Below are 25,250 nucleotides of genomic sequence, written 5' to 3' on the forward strand. Positions count from 1 at the left end.
CCGCCGCCCGGCCGTGGCGCCGGGTCCGCGCCGTGCCGTGCTGTAGGCACCCGCCGCCCGGCCGGGCGGCCGGCCGGGCGGGTCCACCCGCTGGACGCCGACCGCCACCGACCGGCTATTTCCTGACGGTCGCGGTCACCGCGGAGTGGGCGGTGGCGTGTCCGTCCGCGTTGGTGGCGGTGATGTTGAGGCGCAGGCGTTTGCCGGCGTCGGCCGTCGCGAGGCGGTAGGTGGTTTTGGAGGCCTTGGATATCGAGGTGCAGCCGGTTCCCTTGGGCATGCAGCGCTGCCACTGGTACGCGTAGCGGATCGGGGCGGCGCCGGTCCAGGTGCCGGGGTGGGCGGTGAGCAGCTTGCCCCGGGTCTTGGTGCCGGTGACGGTCGGGACTTTGGTGTTCACCGGTGGTGCCTTTTTGACGGTGGCGGTGACCTTGGAGGCGACCGGTCCGGTGGTGCCGCCGAGGTTGTCGGCGTAGACCCGGACGCGGATACGGCTGCCGATGTCCTTGTGCGTGAGGCGGTAGGTCGCCGAGGTCGCGCCGGTGAGGTTCACGCACGAGGTGGTGTCGGCATTGCAGCGCTGCCACTGGAAGGCGTAGCTGATCGGCCCGGTGCCGGTCCAGGCGCCGCGGGTGGCGGTCAGCAGGCGGCCGTCGGCCGCACTGCCGGTGACGGCGGGCAGCGCCTGGTTGACCGGCTTCAGGGCCTGGACCGCCAGGGTGTGGAACGTGCTGGCGACCACCTGGGTGATCCCGCCACCTGCGACGAGCACGGAGGTGTAGGAGGAGTTCGTGGTGCCGTCGCCCAACTGCCCGTATCCGTCGTACCCCCAGGCCCGGGCGGTGCCGTCCGACCGCACGGCCACGCTGTACAAGTAGCCGGCGGAGACCTGCACCGCCGCGGTCAGTCCGGCCACCCGTACCGGTGTGCTGCGGTTCGTGTCCGTGCCGTCGCCCAGTTGCCCGTACCCGTTGTATCCCCAGGCCCGGACGGTGCCGTCCGACCGCACGGCCGCGCTGTGGTAGGTGCCGGCGGAGACCTGCACCGCTTTGGTCAGCCCGGCCGTCCGCACGGGCGTGCTGCGGTCGGTGGTGGTGCCGTCACCCAGTTCCGAGTGGTCGTTGTACCCCCACCCCCACACGGTGCCGTCCGACCGCAGGGCGAGCGTGAAGCCGTTGCCCGCCGACACCTGGACCACGCCCGTGAGTCCGGTCACCTGCACCGGCGTGGTGCGGGTCGTGGTCGTGCCGTCGCCCACCTGCCCGTACTTGTTGACTCCCCACCCCCATACGGTGCCGTCCGACCGCAGGGCCACGCTGTGCCCGTCGGCCACGGACACCTGTGTCACCTGGGCCAGGTTGAGCACCTGCACCGGTGTGCTGCGGTCGGTGGTGGTGCCGTCGCCCAGTTGCCCGTGCCTGTTGGGTCCCCACTCCCATACGGTGCCGTCCGACCGTACGGCCGCGCTCTGGTAGGCGCCCGCGGCGACCTGCACGATCCCGGACAGCCCGGCCACCGCCACCGGAGTGGAACGGCTGGTCGTGGTCGCGTCGCCCAACTCGCCGTCCCCGTTGAAGCCCCAGGCCCGGACCTGGCCGTTCCACAACAGCGCGAGGCTGTGAGCCTCGCCCGCGGCCACCTGCACCACGCCGCCTCCGGACGTCACCGGCACCGGTGCGCTACGGCTGGTGACGGTGCCGTCGCCCAACTGCCCGTTCCCGTTGGAGCCCCAGGCCAGCGCGGCCGAGTCAGTGGCGACGGCGGCCTGCGCGGTCGACGGCACGACAGCCACGGCGGCGGTCACCGCCAGGGCCACCGAGACGACCGGCGCGAGCAGCCTCAGACCCGTACGTCTCCCGCCGCGCGGCAGGCCGGTTCCCGGCCGGCCACGGTCATGACGGTCGATCATTGCGCCCCCCATATGGTGTTCCACCCGTTCCTGCGGGTGGAACACATGAGAGCACCCGCCCCCGGCACGGGCGGCCCGTCCGGACGAAGACTAGGGAGAACCCTGGGAGCCCGCCCAAACCGGAGAGCATGTGCCGGCCGGCAGCCGCCTGACCGTAGTCAGTAGGGGACATGGCGGGCGGGTTCGGTCATGCCGACTTCCGGGGCTCCCGCCCGGCGCCTCGGCAGTTCCGGCCGCGCCGGGCGTCGTGCCGGTCGCTGATGCCGTTGCCGAGGTTCCGGATGGTCCCGTTCTTCCGCAGGCGCGGTCCGGCGCGCTCAGCCGGACGGTGACGGCCTCGACCTCAGCGGTGCCGGGCCGCAGCGGACGACGCGGACCTTGGATTCGACACCTGTCCAGGGCGGAGCTTGGCATCTGCTTCGACAAGAGTCAACATAGAGGTATGTCGAATCCTGAGGTCGTCCACGAGCAGCCGGCCCCGCCCGGGGGTCGGGACGTCGCCTGCTGCCCGCCACTGACCTCGGCGGCACTGTCGCAGCAGGACGCCGAGTCCGTGGCCGTGATGTTCAAGGCGCTCGCGGACCCCGTTCGGCTGCGCCTGTTCTCCCGGATCGCCGCGCACCCCGGCGGCGAGGCGTGCGTGTGCGACATTCAGGACGTGGGCGTCTCGCAGCCGACCGTCAGCCACCACCTCAGGAAGTTGCGGGAAGCGGGCCTGCTGACCTCGGAGCGACGGGCCAGCTGGGTCTACTACAAGGTGGCACCCGACGTGCTCACGACCATGAGCCGCCTGCTCATCGGCTGCTGAACCCGCGGACTCCGTTCAGGGGCAGGGTCGCCGCCGACCGCTCTCGGCCGTCTTACGGCCCGACTCCGCGATCCGGGCCATCCGATCCGCAAGGGCTTCAATGGCGGCCGGCAGGAGTTTGTAGTACACAAAGCGGCCGCAGGGTTCGGTCTCGACGAGCCCGACCTCGCGCAGAGCCTTCAGATGGTTCGAGAGGTTGGTCTGCTTCGCTCCCGTCTCCTCGACCAAGTGACAGACGCACAGGGCCTCTTCGGCGAGCAGCGCCACGATCCGACTGCGGAGCGGATCAGCGAGAACCCGCAGGACATCACTATCAGCTGAGGTCACCATGGAGTGATACGTTACCCGCGCCATGCCGTTCGCTCCCAGCGCGGCCTTTCCCACGCGCGTTTGCGGACAGGGAGTCGACGGCCGGTCCTCGCAGCCCGCTCGGCCGTCACGGCCCGGCTCATGCGGCGGACTCCGGAGCGATCTCGGCGATCAAGCCCTCGACCAGGATCTTGATCTGTTCGCGGATCGGCCGCACGGCCTCCACACCCTGTCCGGCCGGGTCGTCGAGCTTCCAGTCCAGGTAGCGCTTACCGGGAAAGGCCGGGCAGGTGTCACCACAGCCCATGGTGACGCACACGTCGGACTCGCGGACCGCGTCGACGGTGAGGACCTTCGGGATCTCGGCGGAAATGTCGATGCCGACCTCCCTCATGGCCTCAACGGCGGCCGGGTTGACGGCGTCGCCGGGCTGCGAGCCGGCCGAGCGGACCTCGACTCGGTCTCCGGCAAGGTGGGTCAGCCAGGCCGCGGCCATCTGCGAGCGACCGGCGTTGTGGACGCAGACGAACAGTACGGACGGTTTGTCGGACATCTTCGGGATCTCTCCATCGAACGACATATCAGGCCCAGTTGACATCAGGGTCGGTTGACATCAGGGTCTGATGGCGCCAGGGTCTAATGACGTCAGCCATCACTGATGTGAGAGTATCAGTCCATGATGACATCAGTCGACACTGATCTGATCAGGATTCTCGCGGACCCGCTCAGGCTGCGGATCGTGACCCTGCTTTCCCGAGAAACGCTGTGCACCACACACCTGGTCGAGGAAACCGGCGCCCGCCAGACCAACCTTTCCAACCACCTCAAGGTGCTGCGGGACGCCGCCGTGGTCGAGACCGAGCCGTGCGGACGCTATACGTACTACAAGCTCCGACCGGACGTCATCGAGACCCTGGCCGGCCGGTTCGCCGACCTCGCCGCGGCCGCCCGCGCGACTGCCGCCGCCGACACGAAAAGGGCCTGCCCGTGACCCGCGCCGAACCGCCCGCGGCCGGCGTGGACCCCCGGGGGACCTCGATCGTCGCGAAGCTCTCCGCCCTGGACCGTTTCCTGGCGGTGTGGATCCTGGCCGCCATGGCCGTCGGCATCGGCCTGGGCCGCGCGATCCCCGGTCTCGACGGCGCGCTGGCGAAGGTCGAGATCGGCGGGGTCTCCCTGCCGATCGCCGTCGGCCTGCTGATCATGATGTACCCGGTGCTCGCCAAGGTCCGCTACGACAGACTCGACACCGTCACCCGCGACCGCAGGCTCATGGCCTCATCGCTGGTCGTCAACTGGATCGTCGGACCGGCGGTCATGTTCGCGCTGGCCTGGATCTTCCTGTCCGACCTGCCGGAGTACCGCACCGGCCTGATCGTCGTCGGCCTCGCCCGCTGTATCGCCATGGTCATCATCTGGAACGATCTGGCCTGCGGCGACCGCGAGGCCGCGGCCGTCCTGGTCGCGCTCAACTCCGTCTTCCAGGTCCTCGCCTTCGGCCTGCTCGGCTGGCTCTACCTCGATCTGCTCCCCCACTGGCTGCACCTCGGCAACGGTCAGCACCTGGACATCTCCCTGGGGAAGATCGCCCTGAACGTCGTCGTCTTCCTCGGCGTCCCCCTCATCGCCGGCTTCCTCACCCGGCGCCTCGGCGAGCGGAAGAGGGGCCGCGAGTGCTACGAGGCCGAGGTGCTGCCCAGGATCGGCCCGTGGGCGCTGTACGGGCTGCTGTTCACCATCGTGATCCTCTTCGCCCTTCAGGGGAGGACGATCACCCACCAGCCCGGCGATGTCGCCCGTATCGCTCTGCCGCTGCTGGTCTACTTCGCGGTCATGTGGTTCGGCGCCTTCGCCCTCGGCAGGGGTATCGGCCTGCCGTACGACCGCACCGCGACCCTCGCGTTCACCGCCGCCGGCAACAACTTCGAGCTGGCGATCGCCGTCGCGGTCGCGACGTTCGGCGTCACCTCCGGCCAGGCTCTGGCCGGAGTCGTCGGCCCGTTGATCGAAGTGCCGGTGCTCATCGGCCTGGTGTACGTATCCCTGGCCTGGCGCCGCGGGTTCAGCAGCCTCACACCGCACGCGCCGGAAACGGCGGAGTCCGCGTCGTGATCTGACGCCGTGGACGCCTCACCCCTTGCCCCCCTTCGTCGTGACGCTGGTCGACGCGCTCGCGGTCGGCGGCGGCAGCTCCGCAATCGCCGTCGGCGAGGGCGCGGCAGCCGACCGCGTCACCTACGGCGTCCCCGACCTCAACGATCCGGCAGTGCGAGCCCGGTACCCGGGCAAGCGCACCGCGGTCATCGGCTCCGGCGCCTCCGCATTCACCGCCCTCGCTTCTCTCGCCGACCTGGCCAAGGCCGCCGACGGCACCGGGACCCACGCCGTGTGGATCCTGCGGCGCGGGATCTCCGGCGCCACCTTCGGCGGCGGCGAGGCCGACCGACTCCCCGCTCGCGGCGCCCCGGGGCTGGCGGCGAAGGCCGCCGTCGAGCAAGGGCACGCCGACGCCGTCACCGGCTTCCGCACCGGGGCGATCGAACGCGACACCGACGACCGCCTGGTCCTGGTCGGTGAGGACGGTCGGCGCCTGGACGCGGTGGACGAAGTCATCGTCGTGACCGGCTTCCGCCCCGACCTGTCCTTCCTGTCCGAGATCCGCCTCGGCCTGGACGAACGCCTCCAGGCGCCGGTCGCCCTGGCCCCGTTGATCGACCCCAACCAGCACTCCTGCGGCACCGTCCACCCCCACGGCCACCGCGAACTGACCCACCCCGAAGCGGGCGTCTACCTGGTGGGGATGAAGTCCTACGGCCGCGCCCCCACCTTCCTGGCCATGACCGGCTACGAGCAGGTCCGCTCGGTGGCCGCCGCCATCGCCGGCGACATCGAGTCCGCCGACCGTGTCGAACTCGCCCTGCCCGAGACCGGGGTGTGCGGCGGCGCGGGACTCTTCGACGACCCGGCCGCCGGACAGGCCGACGAACGCGGCTGCTGTGCCCCCGTGCTGGTGCAGATCGGCGCCGCCGCCCCGACGGACACCACGCTCCGGGACGATTCGGCGGGCGGCTGCTGCGACTGAGGGCGGCCGTGTCACCCGGCTCCGGTGGAGGAGTCGACAACCCGCCCACAGCCCACGCCCGGCTGCCCACGGGGCCACCCGGCGGACGGACCACGGCCGTACTGCGCGACAAATTGACGCACCGTCAGCGTAGGGGCCGCCACACCTGGCTCGTTCAAGTCCACGCACGCCGTGTGGTCCCAGAGGAACCAGAGGGCGTCGCCCTCCTCGGAGCGTCTGACGAACGGTCGGTGTGTGGTCCACGGCGGTATCGGCCTCCTCATTTCGATGGCCGACGCCTATCCAATATGCGCCTACTATGGCGATGCCATGGCAGACGTCAAGAAGAGCGCCCGGCGCTCCTACCACTCACCCGCGCGGCAGGACGGCGCCCGGCGCACCCGGCAGGCCGTACTCGCCGCCGCCGCCGACCTGTTCACGACGCGCGGGTACGCCGCCACATCGCTGGCCGACGTGGCGGCAGCGGCCGGCGTCGCCCGTCCCACGGTGTCCGCCGCCTTCGGCTCCAAGGCCGCGGTGCTGCGCCAGGTCCTCGACGTGGCGCTGGCAGGCGACGACGAGCCCGTCCCGGTCGCCAAACGCCCCTGGTTCGAGCCCGTGTGGCGGGCGGGCGACCCGGCCGGTGTCCTGGACGCCTACGCCGGGGTGTGCACGCTCATCGCGCACCGCGCCGCGAAGGTCTTCGAGACCGTACGGCGCGCGGCGGACGGCGGCCCCGAGGTCGCCGCCCTCTGGGACACCGTCCAACGCAACCGGCGCGCCGGCGCCCGCATGGTGGTCGACCATCTCCTCACCCTCGGCAGCCTGCGCGCGGACCTGAACGCCGACCGGGCCGTCGACGTGCTCTGGATCTTCAACGACCCCGCGATGTACGACCACCTCGTACACCACTGTCACTGGCCCCAGGACGCCTACCGCACCTGGCTGTCGGAGCAGACGCGCAACGCGCTTCTGCCGCCGACCGGCTGAACGCCGCTCCCGCGCCCGCATCGCGGTACGGCTCGTCCACCACAGCGCCTGGCCAGATCACCGTTCCGAGGCCACCGCCCGGCGGTACGCCGACGAGAACAGCGCCACCGCCGCCAAGCCGTCGGCCGGCCCGAGCACGGCTGGGGCTCAACCAGCCGTCTCCCCAACCGATATCGACGTCCGGGCCGTGAACGGAAGCGGCGTCATGGGGTGCTCCCCTTGACGTCCGCCGTGACATCGGCATACTGGCCGTGTATTGAATGGACGCTGGTCATCGAATTTGAAACGGGGATGCCGATACCGCCATGGACCACACCACCCGACCGTTCGTCAGACGCCCCGAGGAGGGCGACGCCCTCTGGTTCCTCGGCAACCTCGTGACGGTGAAGGCGACCGGCGCCGACACCCACGGCGGCGTCACGGTCGTCGAGTTCCTCAACCCGCCCGGCTTCGCGCCGCCGGTGCACCGGCACCTGAAAGAGGACGAGATGTTCTACGTCCTCGACGGCACCGCCGAGTTCCTCTGCGACGGCGCGGTACTCACCGCGGGGCCGGGCGACTTCGTCCTGCTTCCGGCAGGGCTGGCGCACACCTTCGTGGTCGGCCCGGACCGTCCGCTGCGGACCCTGCAGATCACCACCCCGTCGGGCTTCGAGCAGTTCGCGGCTGCGGTGGGCGAGCCCGCCCATGAGCGTCGACTGCCCGACGGGGGGCCGGTCGACCCGGCCGCACTCGGCCACGCCTCCGCGCTCCACGGCGTCGAACTGCTGGGTCCTCCGCCGACGGCCCGCTGATCCGCACCGGCGCAGGCGCCGGCGCCGGGGACAGGGACGGCGACGGCGACGGCTCCGGGGACGGGGACGGGGACGACTCGGGACGCCGACATCGGCGGCGAAACCGCGCCCCTCGCGGCCGACCGGTCGACGGCGGCTGCGACGTACCGCGGGCGCATCGGGGTGTCCTTGGGCCTGGCCCCGGCGAGGCGGCCCCGGCCGGCCCGCGCCCGCCGGTAGTGACCAGTCACCGTTGCCAAGGAGGGGCTGTCCGACCCCGACACCCCCTTCGACCGCATGACGGGGACAGCGACCGTACGGTCGATCGTCCCGAAGCCGTCACAACTGCCGTAGTGAATGGAGCACAGAGTCCGCTCCAGTACCAATATCGAAGGTATGCGCCACCGAGACGCAGTCGCCGAGCAATGTCATCGGCGGCTGCGCCGAGTCGTTCTCAAGGGGGAACCGAACCATGAAGTATGTCCCGGCTTGTGCCCTGATGTTGCTGGTCCTGACCGCGTGCGGGGGCGGAAAGAGCCCTCACGCCGCCAACTCGTCCGTGACGTCCTCACCGCCGGTCAGCTCTCCGACGGCCTCAGCCACCCATGCCTCGGCCGCGGCGGGGAATCCGGTCGACAGCGCGGCGTTCTGCGCCTTCCTCGCGAAGATGGCGCCCCGGCTCAAGTCGGACGGGTCCTCCGCCGGCGCGGAGGCCGACTTCGCGATCGAGTTCGCGAGCTGGATCGAGGACCAGCCGCAAAAGCCGCGGACGGCGTCGGATCTTGATGACGCTTCCCAGCAGACGTGCCCGCAGGCGCGCACGGACGTCGTGGCCGCCATGGGGGCCAACAGTTTCAGCGACGCCCTGGGCTGAGCCTTTGCCCTTGCCTGCCTTTGTCGCACGACAGCGGTCAGCGGCCCCGTCGCGGGCGAATCCGCGGGCAGCGCCGGACGAGTCGGGCCGCACGCCGGGGATTCCTCCGCCGTTGCGCCAGAGTGGCTTTGACCTGCGGTTTTGTGGGGCTTCCGGGCCCGGTTCGCGTCCCTGGGACTTCTCAGGGACTTCCAGCCGGGTCCGGCCCGTCAACCCTGGTCGAGGCCCGTCAACCACGCCCCGATGGCGACCAGTCCGCGCGCGCCGGCTCGCGTCGCCGTCGCGACCGCCGTCGCATTGACCGCCGCATGGGGGCTGACGGCCTGCGGCCCGGACGGAGGCGGTACGGCGGAGGACGGTCCCGGTCCGAAGGCGAGCGGTTCGTCCAGCCCGGCGGCCTCTTCCGCTTCTACGCCGATCGTGACTGCGGCCCGGGCCACTGAGATTGGGCCTGATACGGGAGCAGTGACGGATGGCTACCGACCCTGATGCCCTCCTGGCGATGGCCGATGGTGAGCGGCTCGCGGCTCTCCGGGCGATGTCCCCCGAGGACCGGGCGGCCCTGGACGAACGGCTCCGGGCCGGCCGCGTGGCTGCCTACGCCCGGTACGGACCGACCGTGCTTGTGATGCCCTCCGATCAGGACCCGCCGGACATCGAGCTTCACTGACCCGCAACGCCCTTGGGCCCCGCCGGTCGGCGGGGCCTTTCGCACGCCCGACGCCGAGGCGCCCCACGCCGGAGCGAGCTTGCCGCGTTGCTCGGTTGGCACCGCGCACGCGTCTCCCACCAGCTCACCCGCATGGGCAAGCGCGGACTCGTCACCCGCGAACGCACCGGCGGTGTCACCGTCACCCTCACAGAGACCGGACGACAGGCCATCACCACCGTGCACCCCACCCTGGACGCGTCCTGCTCGCCTGCCGGCCCACCGCCCTCGACCTGTCCAACCACCTCGCCGAAGCCTGACCGTCACCACCGCAGAAGCCGCCCCTCGTCATTCCGGCGGGGCGGCTCCCGAAGGTCTGCGGGATCTGTACGGCGAACTGGACGAGGCGTTGACCGCGTAGGGCGAGGTGGAGGTGGCCCGGGGCTGCGTCACTACCTCGCCTACCGGCGGATGGTGAACCGTGCCTCGGTCCTCGTCCGTCCCTCGCACGGGGTGACCCTGGTCTGCCTCACCCTCGACCCGGACACGGTCGAGCTGGAGGAGGGCTTCACACGCGGCATGCGCGGCGGCATCGGGCACCTCGGGACCGGCGACCTGAACAAGGCGGAGCCGCTGATCCGGCGGGCGTTCGAAGCCGCCTGGCACGACGAGCAAGAGCGGCTGATCGAGGTCTGGGCACTGCTCGAAGAAGACATGAAGAAGGGGTCAGGTGCGGGCGGGGGTGGTGAGGCGGCCGTCGTGGACTTCGGCGACCGCGTCGACGGCGGTGAGCAGGGAGGGGTCGTGGGTGACCAGGACGGTCGCGGTGGCCCTCCGGTGGGTCAGAGTGGTGATCAAGTCGAGGACAGCGGCGCCGCGTTCGTGGTCGAGGGCGCTGGTGGGCTCGTCGACCAGGAGGACGGCGGGGTCGTTCATGAAGGCGCGGGCGATATTGACGCGCTGGCGCTGGCCGCCGGAGAGCTGGTGGGGCCGGCGGTCGGCCTGGTCGGCGAGGCCGACCGCGTCGAGCATGTCCAGAGCGCGGCGGCGGGCCTTCCCGGGGCTGCGGCCGTCGATGTGCGCGATGACCTGGAGCTGTTCGGCGGCGGTGAGGGAGGGCAGCAGGTTGGGCTGCTGGAAGACGATGCCCATGGTGGTGCGGCGCAGGGTGGTCAACTCGTTGCGGCCCAGCCCGTGAGTGTCGGTGCCGGCGACGCTCACCCGCCCTGTGTCGGGGGTGATGAGCGTGGCGGCCACCGCGAGGAGGCTGGACTTGCCGGAGCCGGAGGGGCCGACCACCGCGGTGATCGTCCCGGCGGGCACGCTCAGGCTCACCCGGTCGAGGGCGGTCAGCCGGCCGGCGCCGTCGGGGTAGGTGAGGGTGATGTCGGTCAGCCGCAGACCGGTGGTGGCGGTTGCGCTGGTCATCGGGCACTTCCCAGGGCGGTGAGGGGGTCGACGGAGGTGATGCGCCTGATGGACAGGGCCGCCCCGAGCGCGCCGAGGGCGATCATGACGGCCATCGGGACCAGGACGGTGGCGGCGTCCAGGACGAAGGGGACCGAGCCGCCGCCGACGGCGGCTCCGATGCCTGCCGCCAGGACGGTGCCGATCCCGGTGCCGAGCACGAGGAGGATCACCGCTTGGCCCAGGGCGTCCTTGAGGAGATATCCGGTGGAGGCGCCCAGCGCCTTGAGGACGGCGACGTCGCCGCTGCGCTGAATGGTCCAGACGGTGAAGAACGCGCCGATGACCAGGGCCGAGATGGCGAACAGGAAGCCGCGCATCAGCCGCAGGGACCCGTTCTCCGCGGTGAAGGAGCCGATCGCCCCCAGCGCGTCGCCGCTGCTGACGGTCTTGGTGTTCAGCTTCCGGTCGGCCGCCGGGAGATCGGCTCCGGAGGTGGTGGACAGGGCCACGACGGTGGCCTGTTCGCCGCTGCCGCCGACGGCGCCGAGCCGCTGCCAGTCGCCGAGGGAGGTCCACACCACGGGGGTGTGGCTGTACATCGCCTCTCCGCCGACGGCGGCGACGGTGACCCGGTGCCCGCTCAGGGTGAGGGTGTCCCCGGCCCGCACACCCAGGTCGCCGGCCGCCTTGGCGGACATCACCACGGTACCGTCGCCGAGGTCGCCGGAGTCGGGGGCCAGGTCGGAGCCCGTGGGGACACCGAAGGCGGACAGGGAGGCGGTGGTGGCGCCGGCCTGGGCCCTGGTCATCGCGATGCCCAGCGGCTGCGCGGATTCCACGCCGGGCACCCCGGCCCACTGCTCCCAGGTTTTCCGGTCGATCCGGGAGTCGGTGAAGGAGGTGCCCTGGCCACTCGCGGGGGCGGAGAAGGCCAGGTGGTCGGCGGGCAGGCCGGTGATGGCGGAGGTGTTCTCCCGGCCCAGCCCGGCCGTGAGCCCGGACAGCAGCCCCACCAGCAGCGTGATCATCACGATCACGGTGCCCATGAGGGCGAAGCGGCCCTTGGCGAATCGGAGGTCTCTCCAGGCGACGAACACGGCCCTGCCTCTTTCGGTGCGGTGCGGAGGCCGGACCCGGTGCCCGGCGGCAGTCTCCACCGTCGCCTGCCGGACCCGGCCGCGGCATCGGGCCGAGGACTGCCCGATGACGGCCCAAGGGTTCACTCCCGCCTACACCTTTTGATCGATGCCGCCGCCGCGGGGCCTGCTTACGCTGGCCCGGGGGAAGTGCGCCGTGGACGGATGGTGAGCAGCCGATGAGAGACGTGGTGGGCGATCCTTCCCCGACCCCGACCCCGACCCCGAACCCGACCCCGACCCCGACCCCGGCGTTGCGCGTGCTGCGGATCTGCCTGCACCTGATGGTCGCCGGCCTGCTGGCCCTGGCAGCTGTGCGGGCGGTCGTCGGCGGCGCCGCGAACGCCCCGGGGGTGGTCGCCGCGGCCTGCGCGCTCGCGGTGGTCTACGGCATCGGACCCCTGCTGTGGCCCGTACGGCCCCGGGCGGCGGCCGCGGCCTGGTGGCTGGCGGCCGTCACGGCCACCTGGGCGGTGCTGCTCGCGCTCACCTCTGACGGCGTCTGGCTGGCCTTCCCGCTGTTCTTCGTCCAACTGCACCTGCTGCCGCGGCGCTGGGCCCTGGCCGCCGTCGCGGTCACCACCGCGCTGGCGATCGCCGGGTTCGGCGGGCACACCCGCACCTTCGACGTCGGCGCCGTGGTGGGCCCCGCGCTGGGCGCCGCTGTCGCCGTCGCGGTGGTGTTCGGCTACCAGGCCCTGTACCGGGAGAGCGAGCAGCGCCGGCGTCTCATCGAGGAGCTGACCGCGACACGCGGCGAGCTGGCCGCGGCCGAGCACGCCGCCGGGGTCCTGGCCGAGCGCGAACGCCTCGCACGCGAGATCCACGACACCCTCGCCCAGGGCCTGTCCTCCATCCAGCTGCTGCTGCGGGCCGCCGAACGCGCCCAGTTGTCCGGCCGGCCCGAGAGGGCGCTGGGCCATGTCCGCCAGGCCCGTCAGGCCGCCGTCGACAACCTCGCCGAGGCCAGGCGGTTCGTGCGGGCCCTGAGCCCGCCCGGTCTGGAGGCCGGAAGCCTGCCCGCCGCGCTGGAGCGGCTGTGCGCCACCCTCGCCCGTACCTCTTCCCTGACCGTCCGCTGCCGGATCTCCGGCACCCCCGTCGACCTGCCCACCCCGTACGAGGTCGCGCTGCTGCGGGTGGCCCAGTCCGCGCTGGCCAACACGGTCCAGCACGCGCACGCCGGCCATGTCGAGACGACCCTGAGCTACATGGACACCGAGATCGCCCTGGACGTCGTCGACGACGGACGCGGCTTCGACCCCGGCACTCTCCCTGTACCGGGGTCGAACGAGTCCGGCTCCGGCTTCGGGCTGGCCGCCATGCGCGCCCGCGCCCAGGCCCTGCACGGCGCCCTCACCCTGGAAACCGCCCCCGGCCAGGGCACCGCGCTGGCCGTCACCCTCCCGCTGCCCGCCCGCGAAGGAACCGACGCATGACCGCCTCCCCCGTCCGGCTGCTGCTCGCCGACGACCACCCCGTGGTACGGGCCGGACTGCGCGCCGTGCTGGAGACCGAACCCGGCTTCACCGTCGTGGCCGATGTGCCGACCGCCGAAGAGGCCGTCACCCTGGCCGCGGACCCCGGCCTCGCCGTCGACGTGGTGCTGATGGACCTCCGGTTCGGCGGGCAGATGCTCGGCTCCCGGGCGACGGCCGCGATCACCGCCCGCGACGGCGCGCCGCGTGTGCTGATCCTGACCACCTACGACACCGACGCCGACATCCTCGCCGGCATCGAAGCCGGAGCCGCCGGCTATCTCCTCAAGGACGCCCCGCCCGAGGAACTCGCCGCCGCCGTACGCACCGCGGCGGCCGGGAAATCCGCCCTCGCTCCGGCCGTCGCTCTGCGGCTGATGGACCGTATGCGCGAGCCCGCCACCACACTGACCCCGCGCGAAACCGAGATCCTCCAGCTGGTGGCCGACGGCCTGTCCAACGCCGCCATCAGCAGACAGCTCTTCCTCAGCCAGGCCACCGTCAAATCCCATCTGGCCCACATCTACACCAAGCTCGGCGCCGACTCCCGCACCTCCGCCGTCGCCACCGCGGCCGCCCAGGGCCTCATCCGCCGCTGACCCTTGCGGGGGCTCGGTTCACCCATCGCATGGCATCGCGGCTCGGCCTCGGGGGCGGCGTTGGAGGTTGTCCCGCAACCGCTGGTCGCGGGACAGTTGGTCTTGGTACGGCTGGTGTGATCACGGCGTCGGGGCCGTCCTGAACAGCCCCGTTCACCGGGATTTTCGCGACGCGGGCAGCCGGAGGTGTCGCATTCCGAGACCGTCGATGTGAGGTGTGTATGACCTATGGTGTCGCGGGTCGGCATGCGCGATCATGACCGGGATGGACGCTCGTTTCCTTGGCATCGCCGATCTGGTCGAAGCCCCGTCCGTGGCGGTCGTGGTCGACGTCATGCGTGCTTTCACCGTGGCTGCCTGGGCCTTTGCCCGGGGGGCCGAAAAGATCGTTCTCGCCGAGTCGCTGGACGAGGCCCTGGCCCTCAAGGCTCGCCACCCGGACTGGGTGACGCTCAAAGACGGTCCGCCCGCGCCCGGATTCGACGCCGTCAACTCACCGGGCCTGCTGCGGTCTGTTGACCTTGGCGGACGGACCGTTGTGCAGAAAACCACGGCAGGGACGGTCGGCGCCCTTGCGGTCAAGGAAGCGTCGCTGGTGCTGTGCGCGAGCTTCGTAGTGGCGGAGGCAACGGCCCGGCTCTTGCGGACGCGCGAGAGCGACAGCGTCACGTTCGTGGTCACCGGCGAGGACGGACAGGCCGATGAAGACGTGGCGTGCGCTCAATACATCGCTGGGCGCGCTTCCGGGGCCGGTACGGATGCTGCCGAGTTCCTCCACCGTGCTGCCGCGTCGCGCGCCGCCACCGAACTGGCGGAGGGTGTGCGTCAAGGAGTCCATCCCGATGACGTCGCACTCTGTCTTGAGCTCGACCGGTTCCCCTTCGCCATGGTGGCGACCTTGGACTTGGAAAGTTCGCTCATGGTCCTGCGTCAGCGCCCGGTGCCCTCGCCGGCCGACGACGCCCCGATCTGATCGCCGGTGAGGCCCGACTCTCACCATGCGAGAACCGGCACGCAGTCGGGTATGCGGCATCAGCTGCATGGCCCGACGGAGGTGGTTCGAGGTGGCGGCAGGTGGCTGACCCGAGTGGCGCCGACACTGATCTCGTCCTGGCGACGGCTTCATCCCCCACGTACACCGGGATGCTGGCCAGGTCCGGGGCTTCCCTTGGCGCTTGCCGGTGGGAATGTAGAGATCCGGCCGGACGCGTTGCCGGACGCCGGCGGTTCGGTTGGTCACCACCGCGATCGGCCCGTACGACGCTCAGTTCCCCCGTGGCGACTGGATCAGGTCCGTTAGAATCCGCCTGTGTCAGGACGCTTGCGAGATACCTCGGACTCCCTTCCCGGCGGTGGGCGGGCCACGCTGTGACGAGCGGTGGAACAACCGAGGCCGAAGGTCCGGTGAATCGTCCGACGGGCTTTTTCGAGCAGCCGATCTGGACCGGGCTCGGGCTTCTGGTCGTGTGTGCCGGTCCCCTGATCCTGCTGGCCGGTATCGGCGGGTACGTCCCCGACGACGACAGGCTGGGCATCGTTGTGACCGGCCTCGTCTGGACCCCTTTCACCGTGGTCGTCCTGGTCCTGGCCATCGTCGGCACCGCACGGGACCTGCGCGTGTGGCGCGACCTGGACACGGCCGGCGTGCGCGTCACGGGCAAGGTCACGTCCGTACAGCGCGTGTGGTGCGGCGAGGACGACCGCTGCACCAGGGTCCGGATGCTGGTCACCGTACCGGGCCGGCCGCCGTTCACCACGAGCCACCTCGTCGCCGGGGAGGAGATCATCGAAGTCGGGACGGGCATCCCGGTCGACGTGCACCCGACGCACGACCTCTTCCGCCTGGTTGCCGACCCGTCCACGGGTGGGGCGTCCCGGTAGTCCTCGCCCAGCGCCGGACTGCCGGCGCCGGAGCGGCTGATCAGCCTGGACGCCGCCGAACTCCTCACCGGTGAACGCGTCGTCGGGACGCTCCTGGCGGATCAAGGAGCGAGGGACGATTTCGATCTCCCCGTCGGCGTCAGCGACCGGGCTCCCCTGCTGTGATCACGGCGTCGGAGCCGTCCTGGATTTCACCGTTCACCGTTCACCGGACTGAACCCGCGCTGCTTTGCCTGGCTGGCGGCCGCCCTACGCCGTGAGGGCGTCGACGGGGGCCGGACAGGCTGCCCGTGGAGCCTCGCTTGACGACCGCGTCGAGCACGTCTACGCCCGCATGAAGACCTGGAAAATCCTCCGCGACCGCCGCCTCCAGGGCGACGGAGAACACCACGCCATGCTCGGAATCGCCCGCCTGCCCAACCTCACCCTCACCGGACAGGGGAGAGCGGATCTCATCCCCCCTGACCGCGCCCATCGACCTCAAGATCAGTTACGGGACAAGCCTTGGCCGCTGCCCGATTGATCCCCGAGGCCGGACAAGGGGGTGCGTGATAGAGGCACCCGCGCCCGCGGTGGGGCGGTGCCGGGATCCGCCAGAGGGAACCGTCTTATCCCTTCGCCGACGACGCGGCCCCTGCGGGCCGGGGCCGCGTCGCTTATGGCTGCTATCGCCGGCGGGTATAGGCGGACCGGAAGTCTGACGCGGGTGTCACCGCTGAGGGGGAGGCGAACGGCCGGAGCCACGATCCCGGGACCGGTCGTGACAAGCGATCCACAGCGACAGAATCGAGAGATCAATCATGGCGGCAGAGCTGTCGGAAACCTCACTGGGCAACGGCCCGGCGACCTCGCGGCACGCCCCTTCCAAGCTCGCGCTCCCCGCCATCCTGCTGGCCGTGTTCGTGGTACCGATGGGCATCACAGGCACCGCCGTCGCCCTGCCGCGCATCGCCGACGACCTCGGCTCCAGCCCCGCGCTGCTCCAGTGGGCCATCAACGGGTTCAACACCGCGTTCGCGATCTTCACCCTGATCTGGGGTGTGCTCTCGGACCGGGTGGGTTACAAACCGACCTTCGTGATCGGCGCCGCACTCTTGGTGGCCGCCTCCGTAGTGAGCACCGTGGCCGCCGGCCTGGTGATGCTGGACATTGCCCGGCTGCTGGCGGGCGTGGCCGGCGCGGCCATCTTCACCGGCTCAGCTGCCATCCTGTCCAACGCTTACGGTCCGCAGGCCAGAGCCCGTAACTTCGCGCTGTTCGGGGGTGTTCTGGGGCTCGGCGTGGCGCTGGGCCCGACCGTCTCAGGGCTGATCGTGGCCTGGACGGGTTGGCGGTCAATCTTCGTCGTCTTCGGGATCTTCGCGGCGGTGGCTCTTCTGCTCAGCTGGATCATCCCGGACGTCCGGCACGAGCGTGACCCCGGTCGCAGACTGATCGACTTCTCGCTGTTGCGCAACCGGCGTTTCCTGGCGATGAGCCTGGTGCCGGTGGCGGCGGCGTTCGGGTTCGTGACGCTGCTGACCTATCTGCCGGTGGCGCTCAGCGCCGTACGCGACATGAGCGCCGGGGCCGCCGGCCTGTTCATGCTGCCGATGACGGTGCCCGTCCTGCTGGGGCCGATCACCAGCAGTCGGTTGATGGCGCGCTTCCCCCGGCTCACCGCGATGGCGGTGGTCTACGTCTCGCTGGTCCTCCTGGTGGTCGGCGACCTCGGGATGTTCCTGCTCAACTCCCACACACCACTCGGCCTGATCATCGTGCCGATGATCCTGCTCGGCTTCTCCTTCGGGCTGCCGCTCGGGCTGGTGGACGGCGAGGCCATCGGTTCAGTGCCTGCGCGCAGCAGCGGAACCGCCGCCGGGGTGCTGAACTTCATGCGACTGGGCAGTGAAGCCGTGGTCATCGGCGCCTACTCCGGCGTGCTGGCCTGGCTGATCAGGGGATCCGTAGCCACCCCCGGCATCGCGGACAGGGTCGCCGCCGGAGCCACCGGGCACGCCGGCGCCTACGCCGACGCCTTCCACGTAGTGCTGTGGGCGATGATCGCGCTCAGCGCGGCCACCGGTGTCGCCATCGCCCTGCTGCACCGGGCCGAGCGACGCGCCGCCGCCGCCCTGACGCCGGGCAGGAGACGGTGCTGAGGTCCCGCGGCTGACCGTGCCCCCACTCCGGAGCCCGTGGTCCGGACGGCCGCGACCTGCGAACCTGGGCTCCGTGGCATGCCGCGGCCCGGTGTGATGCGATGGTGCCATGGAGTTGCGCGAGCTGAGGGCGTTCGTAGCGGTGGTCGAGGAGGGCGGGATGTCGCCGGCGGCCCGCCGGCTGCACGTCAGCCAGCCTGGGCTGTCCAAGGCGATGAACGGACTGGAGCGCGAGTTCGGGGTCAAGCTCCTGGTGCGCAGCAGCCGGGGGGTACAGGCAACGGAGGCGGGGCAGACGTTTCTGGGTGAGGCACGGGCGGTGCTGGCCCGGTACGACCAGGCCGTACGGGTGATGGCGGAGTTCATGAACGTCGGCAGCGGTGTGCTGCGGGTGGGGATCCCGCTGGAGCTGCCGTCCGATCTGCTGGTTTCCGCGCTGGCCCGGTTCGCCGAGCAATGCCCGGACACCAGGGTGCAGGCGCGTCACCTGTCCACCGCCGGCCAGCTCGCCGCTCTGCGGGCCGGCGAGCTTGACCTCGGCCTGCTGCGGGAGCGGCCCACCGGCCAGGAGCTCGACACCATGCTCGTGGTCAAGGAGCACCTGGGGGTGATACTGCCCGCCGACTGCGCCGTCGAGCTGAGCGGCCCGGACGGCATCCCGCTGGAGGCGCTTGACCGGCTGGAGTGGGTGGGGTTTCCCCGCTCGGGCAGTCCCGCCTGGTACGACGAGCTCACCTCGATCCTCCGCAGCCACGGCCTCGCTATCGGCGCACAGCCGCCGGACGGACACGATCTGACCTTGGAGGTCAAACTGGCCGCTGTGGGCACCCGCCGGGCCTTCGCCCTGGCGCCGAACGAGTGGGCGCGAACACTGCCGCCCGCGATCGCCTGGTCACCCCTGGCCGGTCATCCGATCACCCGGCGCACCTGGGCGGTCTGGCCGGCCGGGTCACGGCGCCGCGACTTGGGCATGTTCATTGTGGCCCTGGACCGGCCCGTCCTCGACTGAGCGGGGAAGCCGACCGGTGCGGCGGGCGCGGACAAGGTGGCCGCGGACCTCGGTGGCGGAGGGGAGGTGGACCTGTCCGTCGGGGAAATGGGTCTTCTTCCCGGTGCCGATGCACGCCGCCGAAGGTCCCTGGCGCATCATGGACGCCCACGACGCCCGGCTTGCCTCTCTCGGCGGACAGATCCTCAAGCCCGGCGTGCAGAGCAACGACCAGTGGCCAACTTGGCCTGGGCCACCCGTCCGCTTCCTCAGCGGCATTCACCCGCAAGAGACACCTGGCGGCCCGCCCCAAACCTACGGGGCCGCCCCGCCCATGGTCCGGCCCGGGCCCGACACCCGAGCGTCAGTGCGTGGGCCGACATTTCCCGACGGCCACCGACCACCGGCAGCGTTCGGCGACGGGCGGTCGGCTGGGCCATGCGGGTACAAACCGCTTGAAGGTTCGCCGTGCGGCCCGCTGCCCCGCTGCCGGGACAAGGAACATCAGCACATGACGACGACCAACGCTGTCTCCACCGGCCAGAACGCGTCCACCTCACCCGAGGAGGCCGCCGCCCTCCTCGCGCGGATGCCCGACCTGGAGCAGGCGCTCGCCTTCTACCACCAGCATCTGGCACCGGACACCGCGGTCGACCTGTCCGTGGCGGAGAACGTCCTCGTCTACGACGACTCGATGCAGAAGATGGTGTTCGCCGACACCGGCCTGCTGCCCGAGCAGTACATCCACTACTTCCCCCCGTACGGCACCCCGGTACTGCGTCAGCAGGTGGCCGCCCTGCTGACCGAGGCGTTCGGCCGCAGCGTGGAAGCGGAAAACGTCTTCGGCACGGCGGGTGTCGCCTCCGCGCTGGAGTGCCTGGCGTTCGCGCTCAAGGACAGTGTGCCCGGCGGGCCGCCGCCGCTGGTGGACGGCGACGCGGTGCTGATTCCGGCGCCGTACTGGCAGGGTTTCAACTGGTCGTTCGAACAGCGGCCCAAGCTGACCTGCGTCCCGGTGAATCTGCCCACCGAGGGCCCTGCGGCCTTCCACCTCACACTCGACCTCATCAAGAAGCAGTACGAGGAGCACAGGAAGCAGACCGGCAAGGCGCCCAGGCTGCTCGTCCTCACCAACCCGCACAACCCGCTGGGCGTCAACTACTCCAAGACGCTGCTGGAGGACATCTACACCTGGGCGCTCAGCGACACCGACCTGCACATCATCTCCGACGAGATCTACTGCCACTCCCAACTCCGGGACACCGCAACGCCGTTCACCAGCGCCGTCGCCCTGGACGCCTACACCGAGCACCCCAGCCGCATCCACGTCGTCTGGGGCTTCGCCAAGGACTTCGGGCTCTCGGGCCTCCGCACCGGATTCGTCGTCTCCCAGAACACCGCGGTCCACAACGCCATGCTGGGCAGCACAGACCCCGGCGCGGAAAAGCGGCACCCCATGTCCTGGTTCACCCCCTTCGACTCGCTCAAGCACTACGTCGTCGGCGCCGTCCTGTCCGCCGCCGTCAACGGCCCCGGATCCGAGCTCTACACCGCCTACGCCATGCGGACCTACCGCGATCTCCTCAGCACCAGTTTCGACAAGGTCAAGGACCGTCTGAAGCACAACGGCATCACATACACCCACCGCGACGGCGACAATGCGGCCCAGTTCTTCTGGCTCGACCTCAGGGACTACCTCGACCTGTGCGTACCGCCCACGGGCAATGCCACGCCCCTCCCGCTCAACGCCGCCGACCTCGACCCGCGGGAGCAGTGCCTCTTCGACTACCTCCGCGCGGCGCCCACCGAGGTGTCGCTGCTCCCCGGCGGTGTGATGCACAGCCCCGCCCCCGGCTTCTTCCGCCTCTGCTACACCGCCCGCCAGCCCGCGGAGGTCTGCGAAGCAGTCGACAAGGTGGGCAAGGCCCTGAGCCTGCTGAAGTCCCGGGCGTAGCCGCCTTCCAGACACTCCACCAGTCAACACCGCGTCTGGCACCTGCGCGATTCCCGCTGATGGCGCTGCTCCGGCCCGGCGCCGCTGCTCGTTGCGGAGCGTTTCGACGTTGCCGGTGAAGACCTTGACCGACTTGCCGCCATCGAGCGTGACACCAACGCAGCCTGCACGACCGGGACTTCCTCATCGAGCCTGCCCTGAACCCGCCGGGTCCCTAACGCGTCCAGCGGGGCGGCAGAGCCGCTCGGTCCCGCCAGTAGTCCGCGTCATGCGGATCCATCAGCCGGCCGACCAGTCGCTCAGAGCCTGCCGCAAACGCATGGGCCAGTGACCTCCCCTCGTCAACAACCAGCGTGAGTTCGTCGATGTCATGGGTGGCGTGGTCGGTCTCGCACCAGCAAGCCACGTTCACCGCCGCGTTCACAGCGAGCCGCCCTTGATCCGTCCAGAACACCTGCAGCCAGAACTCAAGCCGGTCGCCTCCGTCCGCATGCACGATGACGTCGGCCATGAGGACCACGGCCACACCGGGCTGCGGACCAGGAAACCGGGCATGCCCCGGTGCCCATTCCCACTGCGGTGCCTCCCCTTTGACGCGAGCCGCATCGACGGCGCCGGCCACGACACGCATGGCCTCCATGTCGGCGTGTGTCAGCTGTGGGAACAGTGCGGCCAGCGGAACATCATCGAAACTGCCTCGGCTCATGAGCATGGACCTGATCATCCATACGAGACGGATGCCGGATCTCCATCGCGCTCTCGCCGCCCTCGCCGTCCAGGCCGTATCAAACGCCGACCGCCCGGATTCTCCCCATGGGAGCGATCGACCAGCGGCTGCGCCCGGCGTTCGACGCGGCTTCGCCGGTGGACAGGTCCTCGCCGACACGCATCGACATCAGCGGCACGCCGGGCGGCCCGCGCGCTCCGCCGGAAGCGTGCCGGGCGGGTAGCTCGTGGCCCGGCCACCCGCTACGACAAGGCACCCGAGAGCTACGAAGCCGGACTCCACCTGAGGGGATCGACCATGTGGCTGACGCACGCGACTACGAACGCCTCATCCAGCACTCCGAATCGCTCATCACCTGGGCAGCCATCACACTCATGACACTCATGACCAGGCGGATCACCCGCCGAAGCTCCCGCAGGAGCGGACAGACCGCCTCCCGCGAGGCCCAACGAGACTGATCATCTCGGCCCCGGCCGGGGTCAGTCTCACCGAGAGGTCACCGAGCCCCCGCACCGGCCTGATTGTCGCACCACCATGACGGCTCCATCGGGCAAATCCGCGACAGCGCGGGGCCGCCCCTCAACCGTCGACCAGCCGACCTCACCGCTCGCACCCTGCCGTTCGGATTCTGAGCTGGCCAAATACCGAGACCCCACTGGCTATCACGCCATGGCCGGCTCAGAACAGGCATCTTCAGGGTCGACCCCTCATCCGGCCGCGTACGCCGACAGGGGGGGAGCCGCGGCCATGGGGCGTGTCCTGCCGCGGTGCCGGGGCGAGTCTCTACCTTTCGCGATATGACTTCCAAACACCTGCGTTCCCCGGCGGTGAGGCACGGGCAGAGCCGGCTCGGGCGGTGGGCCGCCGGAGGGCTGGGTGTGCTGGGGCTGGTGGCGGCCTCGGTGGGGATGCCGGGCCAGATGGCCGCCGCGCAGCCCGTGGGCGTGCCCCTGGTGAACGAGACGTTCACCGGGGCCAGTGCCATGGCGGGGTTCGAGGCGTTCGGGCCCGCCTGCCTGACGGGTGCGCCCGAGGCTCCGGCGCCCGGTCCTGGTACCCACCCGCTGACCGGCTGCCCGGCAGGCGGGACCGGTCCCGTGCCGCCGAACAACGCCGCACCGAACGGCTACCTGCGGCTGACCGACGCGTCCAACGACCAGTCCGCCGCGGTCCTCTACAACCATGCCCTCCCGGCGAACCAGGGCCTGGTCACCTCCTTCGACCAGTGGCAGTACGGAGGAACGACCAACCCTCCGGCCGACGGCATCTCGTTCTTCCTCATCGACGGCGCCGCGTCGCTGACCGCGCCCGGGGCCTTCGGCGGCAGCCTCGGCTACGCGCAGAAGCTTCCCAACGACGACCCGAACGAGACGTTCCTGCCGGGCGTCAACCACGGCTACGTGGGTGTCGGCCTGGATGTGCTCGGCAACTACTTCGGTGACTGGGAACACCGCGGCAACGGCTGCGCCACCCGCTCGCCGGCCGGTACGCAGTTCCGGATCCCGGCACCGGGCGCGAACATGGTGACCGTGCGCGGGCCGGGCAACGGTACCGAGGGCTACTGCTTCCTCGACGCGACGACCAGCAACTTCTCCACGACGCCACCCTGGCCCTCGACGCTGCCGGGACAACTGCAGGGGCCGACCACCACGCTGCCGCCGGACTCCACACCCGAGGAGGCCGAAGCACTGCTGGAGCCCTCACGCCGCACGGTGACCATCGAGATCTCCCCGTCGCCCAACCCGGTACTCACGGTCGCCATCGACTTCCACGACGGCAACGGCAGCCAGCAGGTGCTGTCCACTCCGGCGCCCCAGCCGGTTCCCAGCACGTACAAGTTCGGCTTCGCCGCGTCGACCGGGCTGTTCACCGACGTCCACCTCATCCGGAACGTCACCGTTCACCCGGCTGCCGCACTGCCCCAGCTCAACCTGGTCAAGCAGGTCTCCCAGGACCCGCCACTGGAAACCCCGCTGACGCCGGGCACGCAAGTTCCCTACCAGTACGTGGTGACCAACACCGGCATGGTCCCGGTGACGGGCGTGGCCGTGACCGACGACAAGGTCACCGGCATCACCTGCCCGCAGACGACCCTCGCGGTCGGTGAGACGATCACCTGCACCGGCAGCTACACCGTCACCGCGGCGGATGGAGTGGCCGGTTCGCTCACCAACACCGCTACCGCGCACGGCCAGGCCGGAACCACCCCGGTTACCTCGCCGCCCGACGATGTCACCCTCCCCGTCCAGGCCGGGCCCGGCATCCGGATCGAGAAGTCGGCGGACGAGACCCGCGCGTACGAGGTCGGCGAAACAGTGCCGTACACGTACACCGTCACCAACACCGGCCCCCAGCAACTGACGGACGTCACCGTCACCGACAACCGGGTGACCGGGGTGACCTGCCAGGCGACCACCCTCGCCCCGGCCGGACAGCCCGGTGACAGCACCACCTGCACCGGCAGCTACACCGTCACCGCGGCGGACGCAACGGCCGGCTCGATCACCAACACCGCCACCGCCCAAGGACAGGCCGGAACCACCCCGGTCACCTCGCCACCCGACGAGGCAACCGTGGCGGTCGCCTCCGTGCCAGGGCTGCAGCTGCAGAAATCAGCCGACACCACCCGGACCTACCAGGCCGGCGACATCGTGACGTACACCTACACCGTCACCAACACCGGCGACACGACACTGACCGGCGTCGGCGTCACCGACGACCTCGTGCCGAACGTGACCTGCCAGGCCACCACGCTGGCCCCGGGCGCGACCACCAACTGCACCGGCACCTACACCGTCACCCAGGCCGACGCAGAACGCGGAACAGTCGTCAACATCGCCGCCGCGCAGGGGCAGTCCGGCACCACACAGGTGGTCTCGGAACCCGACAGCGTCACCCTGCAGACCAGGGGAGAGCCGGGGTTGCAGCTGACGAAGACAGTGGACAACTCCCGCACCTACGCCGTCGGCGACCAGGTGGCATACACCTACACCCTCACGAACACCGGTGACACGACACTGACCGGCGTCGGCGTCACCGACAACCGGGTGACCGGGGTGACCTGCGCTGCGACCACCCTCGCCCCGGCCGGACAGCCCGGTGACAGCACCACCTGCACCGGCACGTACACCGTCACCCAGGCCGACGCAGAACGCGGCAGCGTCACCAACACCGCGGTCGCCACCGCTGAAGGCGGCAGCGTCCGGTCCAACCAGGACCAGGCCACCATCACCATCGAGAAGAACCCGAAGCCGTGCCACGACACGTACGGCAAGCACTGCGACCCCAAACCGAAGCCGACGCCCAAGCCCTGCCACGACACCTACGGCAAGCACTGCAATCCCAAGCCGAAGCCGTGCCACGGGACGGGCTACTGCCGCTCTACGTGACACGACCTGCACACAAGTGACCGCGCGGGCACCCGCCACCACCCGGTGGAGGGTGCCCGCCCGCCTGCTCAGGCAGGGATCCACCTACGCGTCCGCACACCCCGCGGCCGGCTCCGCCTGGCCCGGCCCGCGAGGGCCAGGAACCATAGCCGCCGCGAGATGGAGACGGGCCCC

Annotated in this window: 21 protein-coding genes and 2 pseudogenes; 16 read left to right on the plus strand and 7 right to left on the minus strand. The window is 70.7% G+C overall.

What is annotated here, in order from left to right; genetic code table 11:
• Window positions 1-115: 115 nt before the first annotated feature.
• The gene (locus OHA30_RS03760) at window positions 116-1,909 is read right to left on the minus strand and encodes an RCC1 domain-containing protein (protein ID WP_328912354.1); all 1,794 of its coding nucleotides are present in this window, start codon (window positions 1,907-1,909) and stop codon (window positions 116-118) included.
• Window positions 1,910-2,351: 442 nt separating this feature from the next.
• On the opposite strand from OHA30_RS03760, the gene OHA30_RS03765 reads away from it, so the two are divergent.
• Window positions 2,352-2,717, plus strand: a complete 366-nt coding sequence (locus tag OHA30_RS03765) for an ArsR/SmtB family transcription factor (protein ID WP_328912355.1) — start codon at window positions 2,352-2,354, stop codon at window positions 2,715-2,717.
• Window positions 2,718-2,732: 15 nt separating this feature from the next.
• Here OHA30_RS03765 and OHA30_RS03770 read toward each other — a convergent pair whose 3' ends face one another.
• A complete protein-coding gene (locus OHA30_RS03770; RefSeq protein WP_328912356.1) occupies window positions 2,733-3,047 on the minus strand; it encodes an ArsR/SmtB family transcription factor in 315 nt (104 codons plus the stop codon).
• 118 nt (window positions 3,048-3,165) lie between these two features.
• Window positions 3,166-3,579, minus strand: coding sequence for an arsenate reductase ArsC (locus OHA30_RS03775; protein WP_328912357.1), 414 nt, complete (start codon window positions 3,577-3,579; stop codon window positions 3,166-3,168).
• A 123-nt stretch (window positions 3,580-3,702) separates the two neighbouring features.
• On the opposite strand from OHA30_RS03775, the gene OHA30_RS03780 reads away from it, so the two are divergent.
• From OHA30_RS03780 to OHA30_RS03800, 5 genes and pseudogenes are all read left to right on the plus strand, one after another.
• The gene (locus OHA30_RS03780; RefSeq protein WP_328912358.1) at window positions 3,703-4,017 is read left to right on the plus strand and encodes an ArsR/SmtB family transcription factor; all 315 of its coding nucleotides are present in this window, start codon (window positions 3,703-3,705) and stop codon (window positions 4,015-4,017) included.
• On the plus strand, window positions 4,014-5,138 hold the full coding sequence (gene arsB, locus OHA30_RS03785; protein WP_328912359.1) for an ACR3 family arsenite efflux transporter: 1,125 nt from the start codon (window positions 4,014-4,016) through the stop codon (window positions 5,136-5,138). Before OHA30_RS03780 ends, arsB begins: the two co-directional genes overlap by 4 nt.
• A gap of 70 nt (window positions 5,139-5,208) precedes the next feature.
• A pseudogene (locus OHA30_RS03790) lies at window positions 5,209-6,108 on the plus strand (flavoprotein); the annotation flags it as partial.
• A 309-nt stretch (window positions 6,109-6,417) separates the two neighbouring features.
• Complete coding sequence (locus OHA30_RS03795) at window positions 6,418-7,077, plus strand: TetR/AcrR family transcriptional regulator (RefSeq protein WP_328912360.1); 660 nt, start codon at window positions 6,418-6,420, stop codon at window positions 7,075-7,077.
• Between the two features lie 305 nt (window positions 7,078-7,382).
• Window positions 7,383-7,871, plus strand: coding sequence for a cupin domain-containing protein (locus OHA30_RS03800; RefSeq protein ID WP_328912361.1), 489 nt, complete (start codon window positions 7,383-7,385; stop codon window positions 7,869-7,871).
• Window positions 7,872-8,390: 519 nt separating this feature from the next.
• On the opposite strand, the gene OHA30_RS03805 is transcribed toward OHA30_RS03800, so the two are convergent.
• The gene (locus OHA30_RS03805) at window positions 8,391-8,690 is read right to left on the minus strand and encodes a hypothetical protein (protein WP_328912362.1); all 300 of its coding nucleotides are present in this window, start codon (window positions 8,688-8,690) and stop codon (window positions 8,391-8,393) included.
• A 506-nt stretch (window positions 8,691-9,196) separates the two neighbouring features.
• Here OHA30_RS03805 and OHA30_RS03810 point away from each other — a divergent pair.
• Window positions 9,197-9,394 carry a hypothetical protein gene (locus OHA30_RS03810; protein WP_328912363.1) on the plus strand — a complete coding sequence of 66 codons (198 nt, stop codon included), beginning with the start codon at window positions 9,197-9,199 and terminating at the stop codon, window positions 9,392-9,394.
• Window positions 9,395-10,099: 705 nt separating this feature from the next.
• Here OHA30_RS03810 and OHA30_RS03815 read toward each other — a convergent pair.
• Both OHA30_RS03815 and OHA30_RS03820 read right to left on the minus strand, forming a co-directional pair.
• Window positions 10,100-10,801 carry an ABC transporter ATP-binding protein gene (locus OHA30_RS03815; RefSeq protein WP_328912364.1) on the minus strand — a complete coding sequence of 234 codons (702 nt, stop codon included), beginning with the start codon at window positions 10,799-10,801 and terminating at the stop codon, window positions 10,100-10,102.
• The gene (locus OHA30_RS03820) at window positions 10,798-11,880 is read right to left on the minus strand and encodes an ABC transporter permease (RefSeq protein ID WP_328912365.1); all 1,083 of its coding nucleotides are present in this window, start codon (window positions 11,878-11,880) and stop codon (window positions 10,798-10,800) included. The genes OHA30_RS03815 and OHA30_RS03820 overlap by 4 nt, the downstream gene beginning before the upstream one ends.
• A gap of 218 nt (window positions 11,881-12,098) precedes the next feature.
• Between OHA30_RS03820 and OHA30_RS03825 the strand changes: the two genes are divergently transcribed.
• The 8 genes and pseudogenes from OHA30_RS03825 (at window position 12,099) to OHA30_RS03860 (ending at window position 20,960) form a co-directional block, all read left to right on the plus strand.
• Entirely contained in the window at window positions 12,099-13,358 is a 1,260-nt protein-coding gene (locus OHA30_RS03825) for a sensor histidine kinase (RefSeq protein ID WP_328912366.1), read from the plus strand.
• Complete coding sequence (locus OHA30_RS03830) at window positions 13,355-13,996, plus strand: response regulator transcription factor (RefSeq protein WP_328912367.1); 642 nt, start codon at window positions 13,355-13,357, stop codon at window positions 13,994-13,996. The genes OHA30_RS03825 and OHA30_RS03830 overlap by 4 nt, the downstream gene beginning before the upstream one ends.
• Window positions 13,997-14,261: 265 nt before the next feature.
• The gene (locus OHA30_RS03835) at window positions 14,262-14,969 is read left to right on the plus strand and encodes a 2-phosphosulfolactate phosphatase (RefSeq protein ID WP_328912368.1); all 708 of its coding nucleotides are present in this window, start codon (window positions 14,262-14,264) and stop codon (window positions 14,967-14,969) included.
• Window positions 14,970-15,400: 431 nt separating this feature from the next.
• Window positions 15,401-15,877 (plus strand): hypothetical protein, encoded by a 477-nt coding sequence (locus OHA30_RS03840; RefSeq protein ID WP_328912369.1) that lies wholly within the window; start codon window positions 15,401-15,403, stop codon window positions 15,875-15,877.
• Between the two features lie 310 nt (window positions 15,878-16,187).
• Window positions 16,188-16,400, plus strand: a pseudogene (locus tag OHA30_RS03845) (hypothetical protein); the annotation flags it as partial.
• 277 nt (window positions 16,401-16,677) lie between these two features.
• Complete coding sequence (locus tag OHA30_RS03850; protein WP_328912370.1) at window positions 16,678-18,018, plus strand: MFS transporter; 1,341 nt, start codon at window positions 16,678-16,680, stop codon at window positions 18,016-18,018.
• Window positions 18,019-18,127: 109 nt separating this feature from the next.
• On the plus strand, window positions 18,128-19,027 hold the full coding sequence (locus OHA30_RS03855) for a LysR substrate-binding domain-containing protein (protein ID WP_328912371.1): 900 nt from the start codon (window positions 18,128-18,130) through the stop codon (window positions 19,025-19,027).
• 490 nt (window positions 19,028-19,517) lie between these two features.
• Window positions 19,518-20,960 carry a pyridoxal phosphate-dependent aminotransferase gene (locus OHA30_RS03860; protein ID WP_328912372.1) on the plus strand — a complete coding sequence of 481 codons (1,443 nt, stop codon included), beginning with the start codon at window positions 19,518-19,520 and terminating at the stop codon, window positions 20,958-20,960.
• A 214-nt stretch (window positions 20,961-21,174) separates the two neighbouring features.
• Here the strand turns inward: OHA30_RS03860 and OHA30_RS03865 are convergent, their stop codons facing one another.
• Window positions 21,175-21,672 carry a hypothetical protein gene (locus OHA30_RS03865; protein WP_328912373.1) on the minus strand — a complete coding sequence of 166 codons (498 nt, stop codon included), beginning with the start codon at window positions 21,670-21,672 and terminating at the stop codon, window positions 21,175-21,177.
• An 812-nt stretch (window positions 21,673-22,484) separates the two neighbouring features.
• On the opposite strand from OHA30_RS03865, the gene OHA30_RS03870 reads away from it, so the two are divergent.
• Window positions 22,485-25,076: a DUF7507 domain-containing protein gene (locus tag OHA30_RS03870; RefSeq protein WP_328912374.1), complete on the plus strand. Its 2,592-nt coding sequence runs from the start codon at window positions 22,485-22,487 to the stop codon at window positions 25,074-25,076.
• Window positions 25,077-25,250: the final 174 nt, after the last annotated feature.

The organism is Streptomyces sp. NBC_00223 (genome assembly GCF_036199905.1).
Lineage (GTDB): Bacteria > Actinomycetota > Actinomycetes > Streptomycetales > Streptomycetaceae > Actinacidiphila.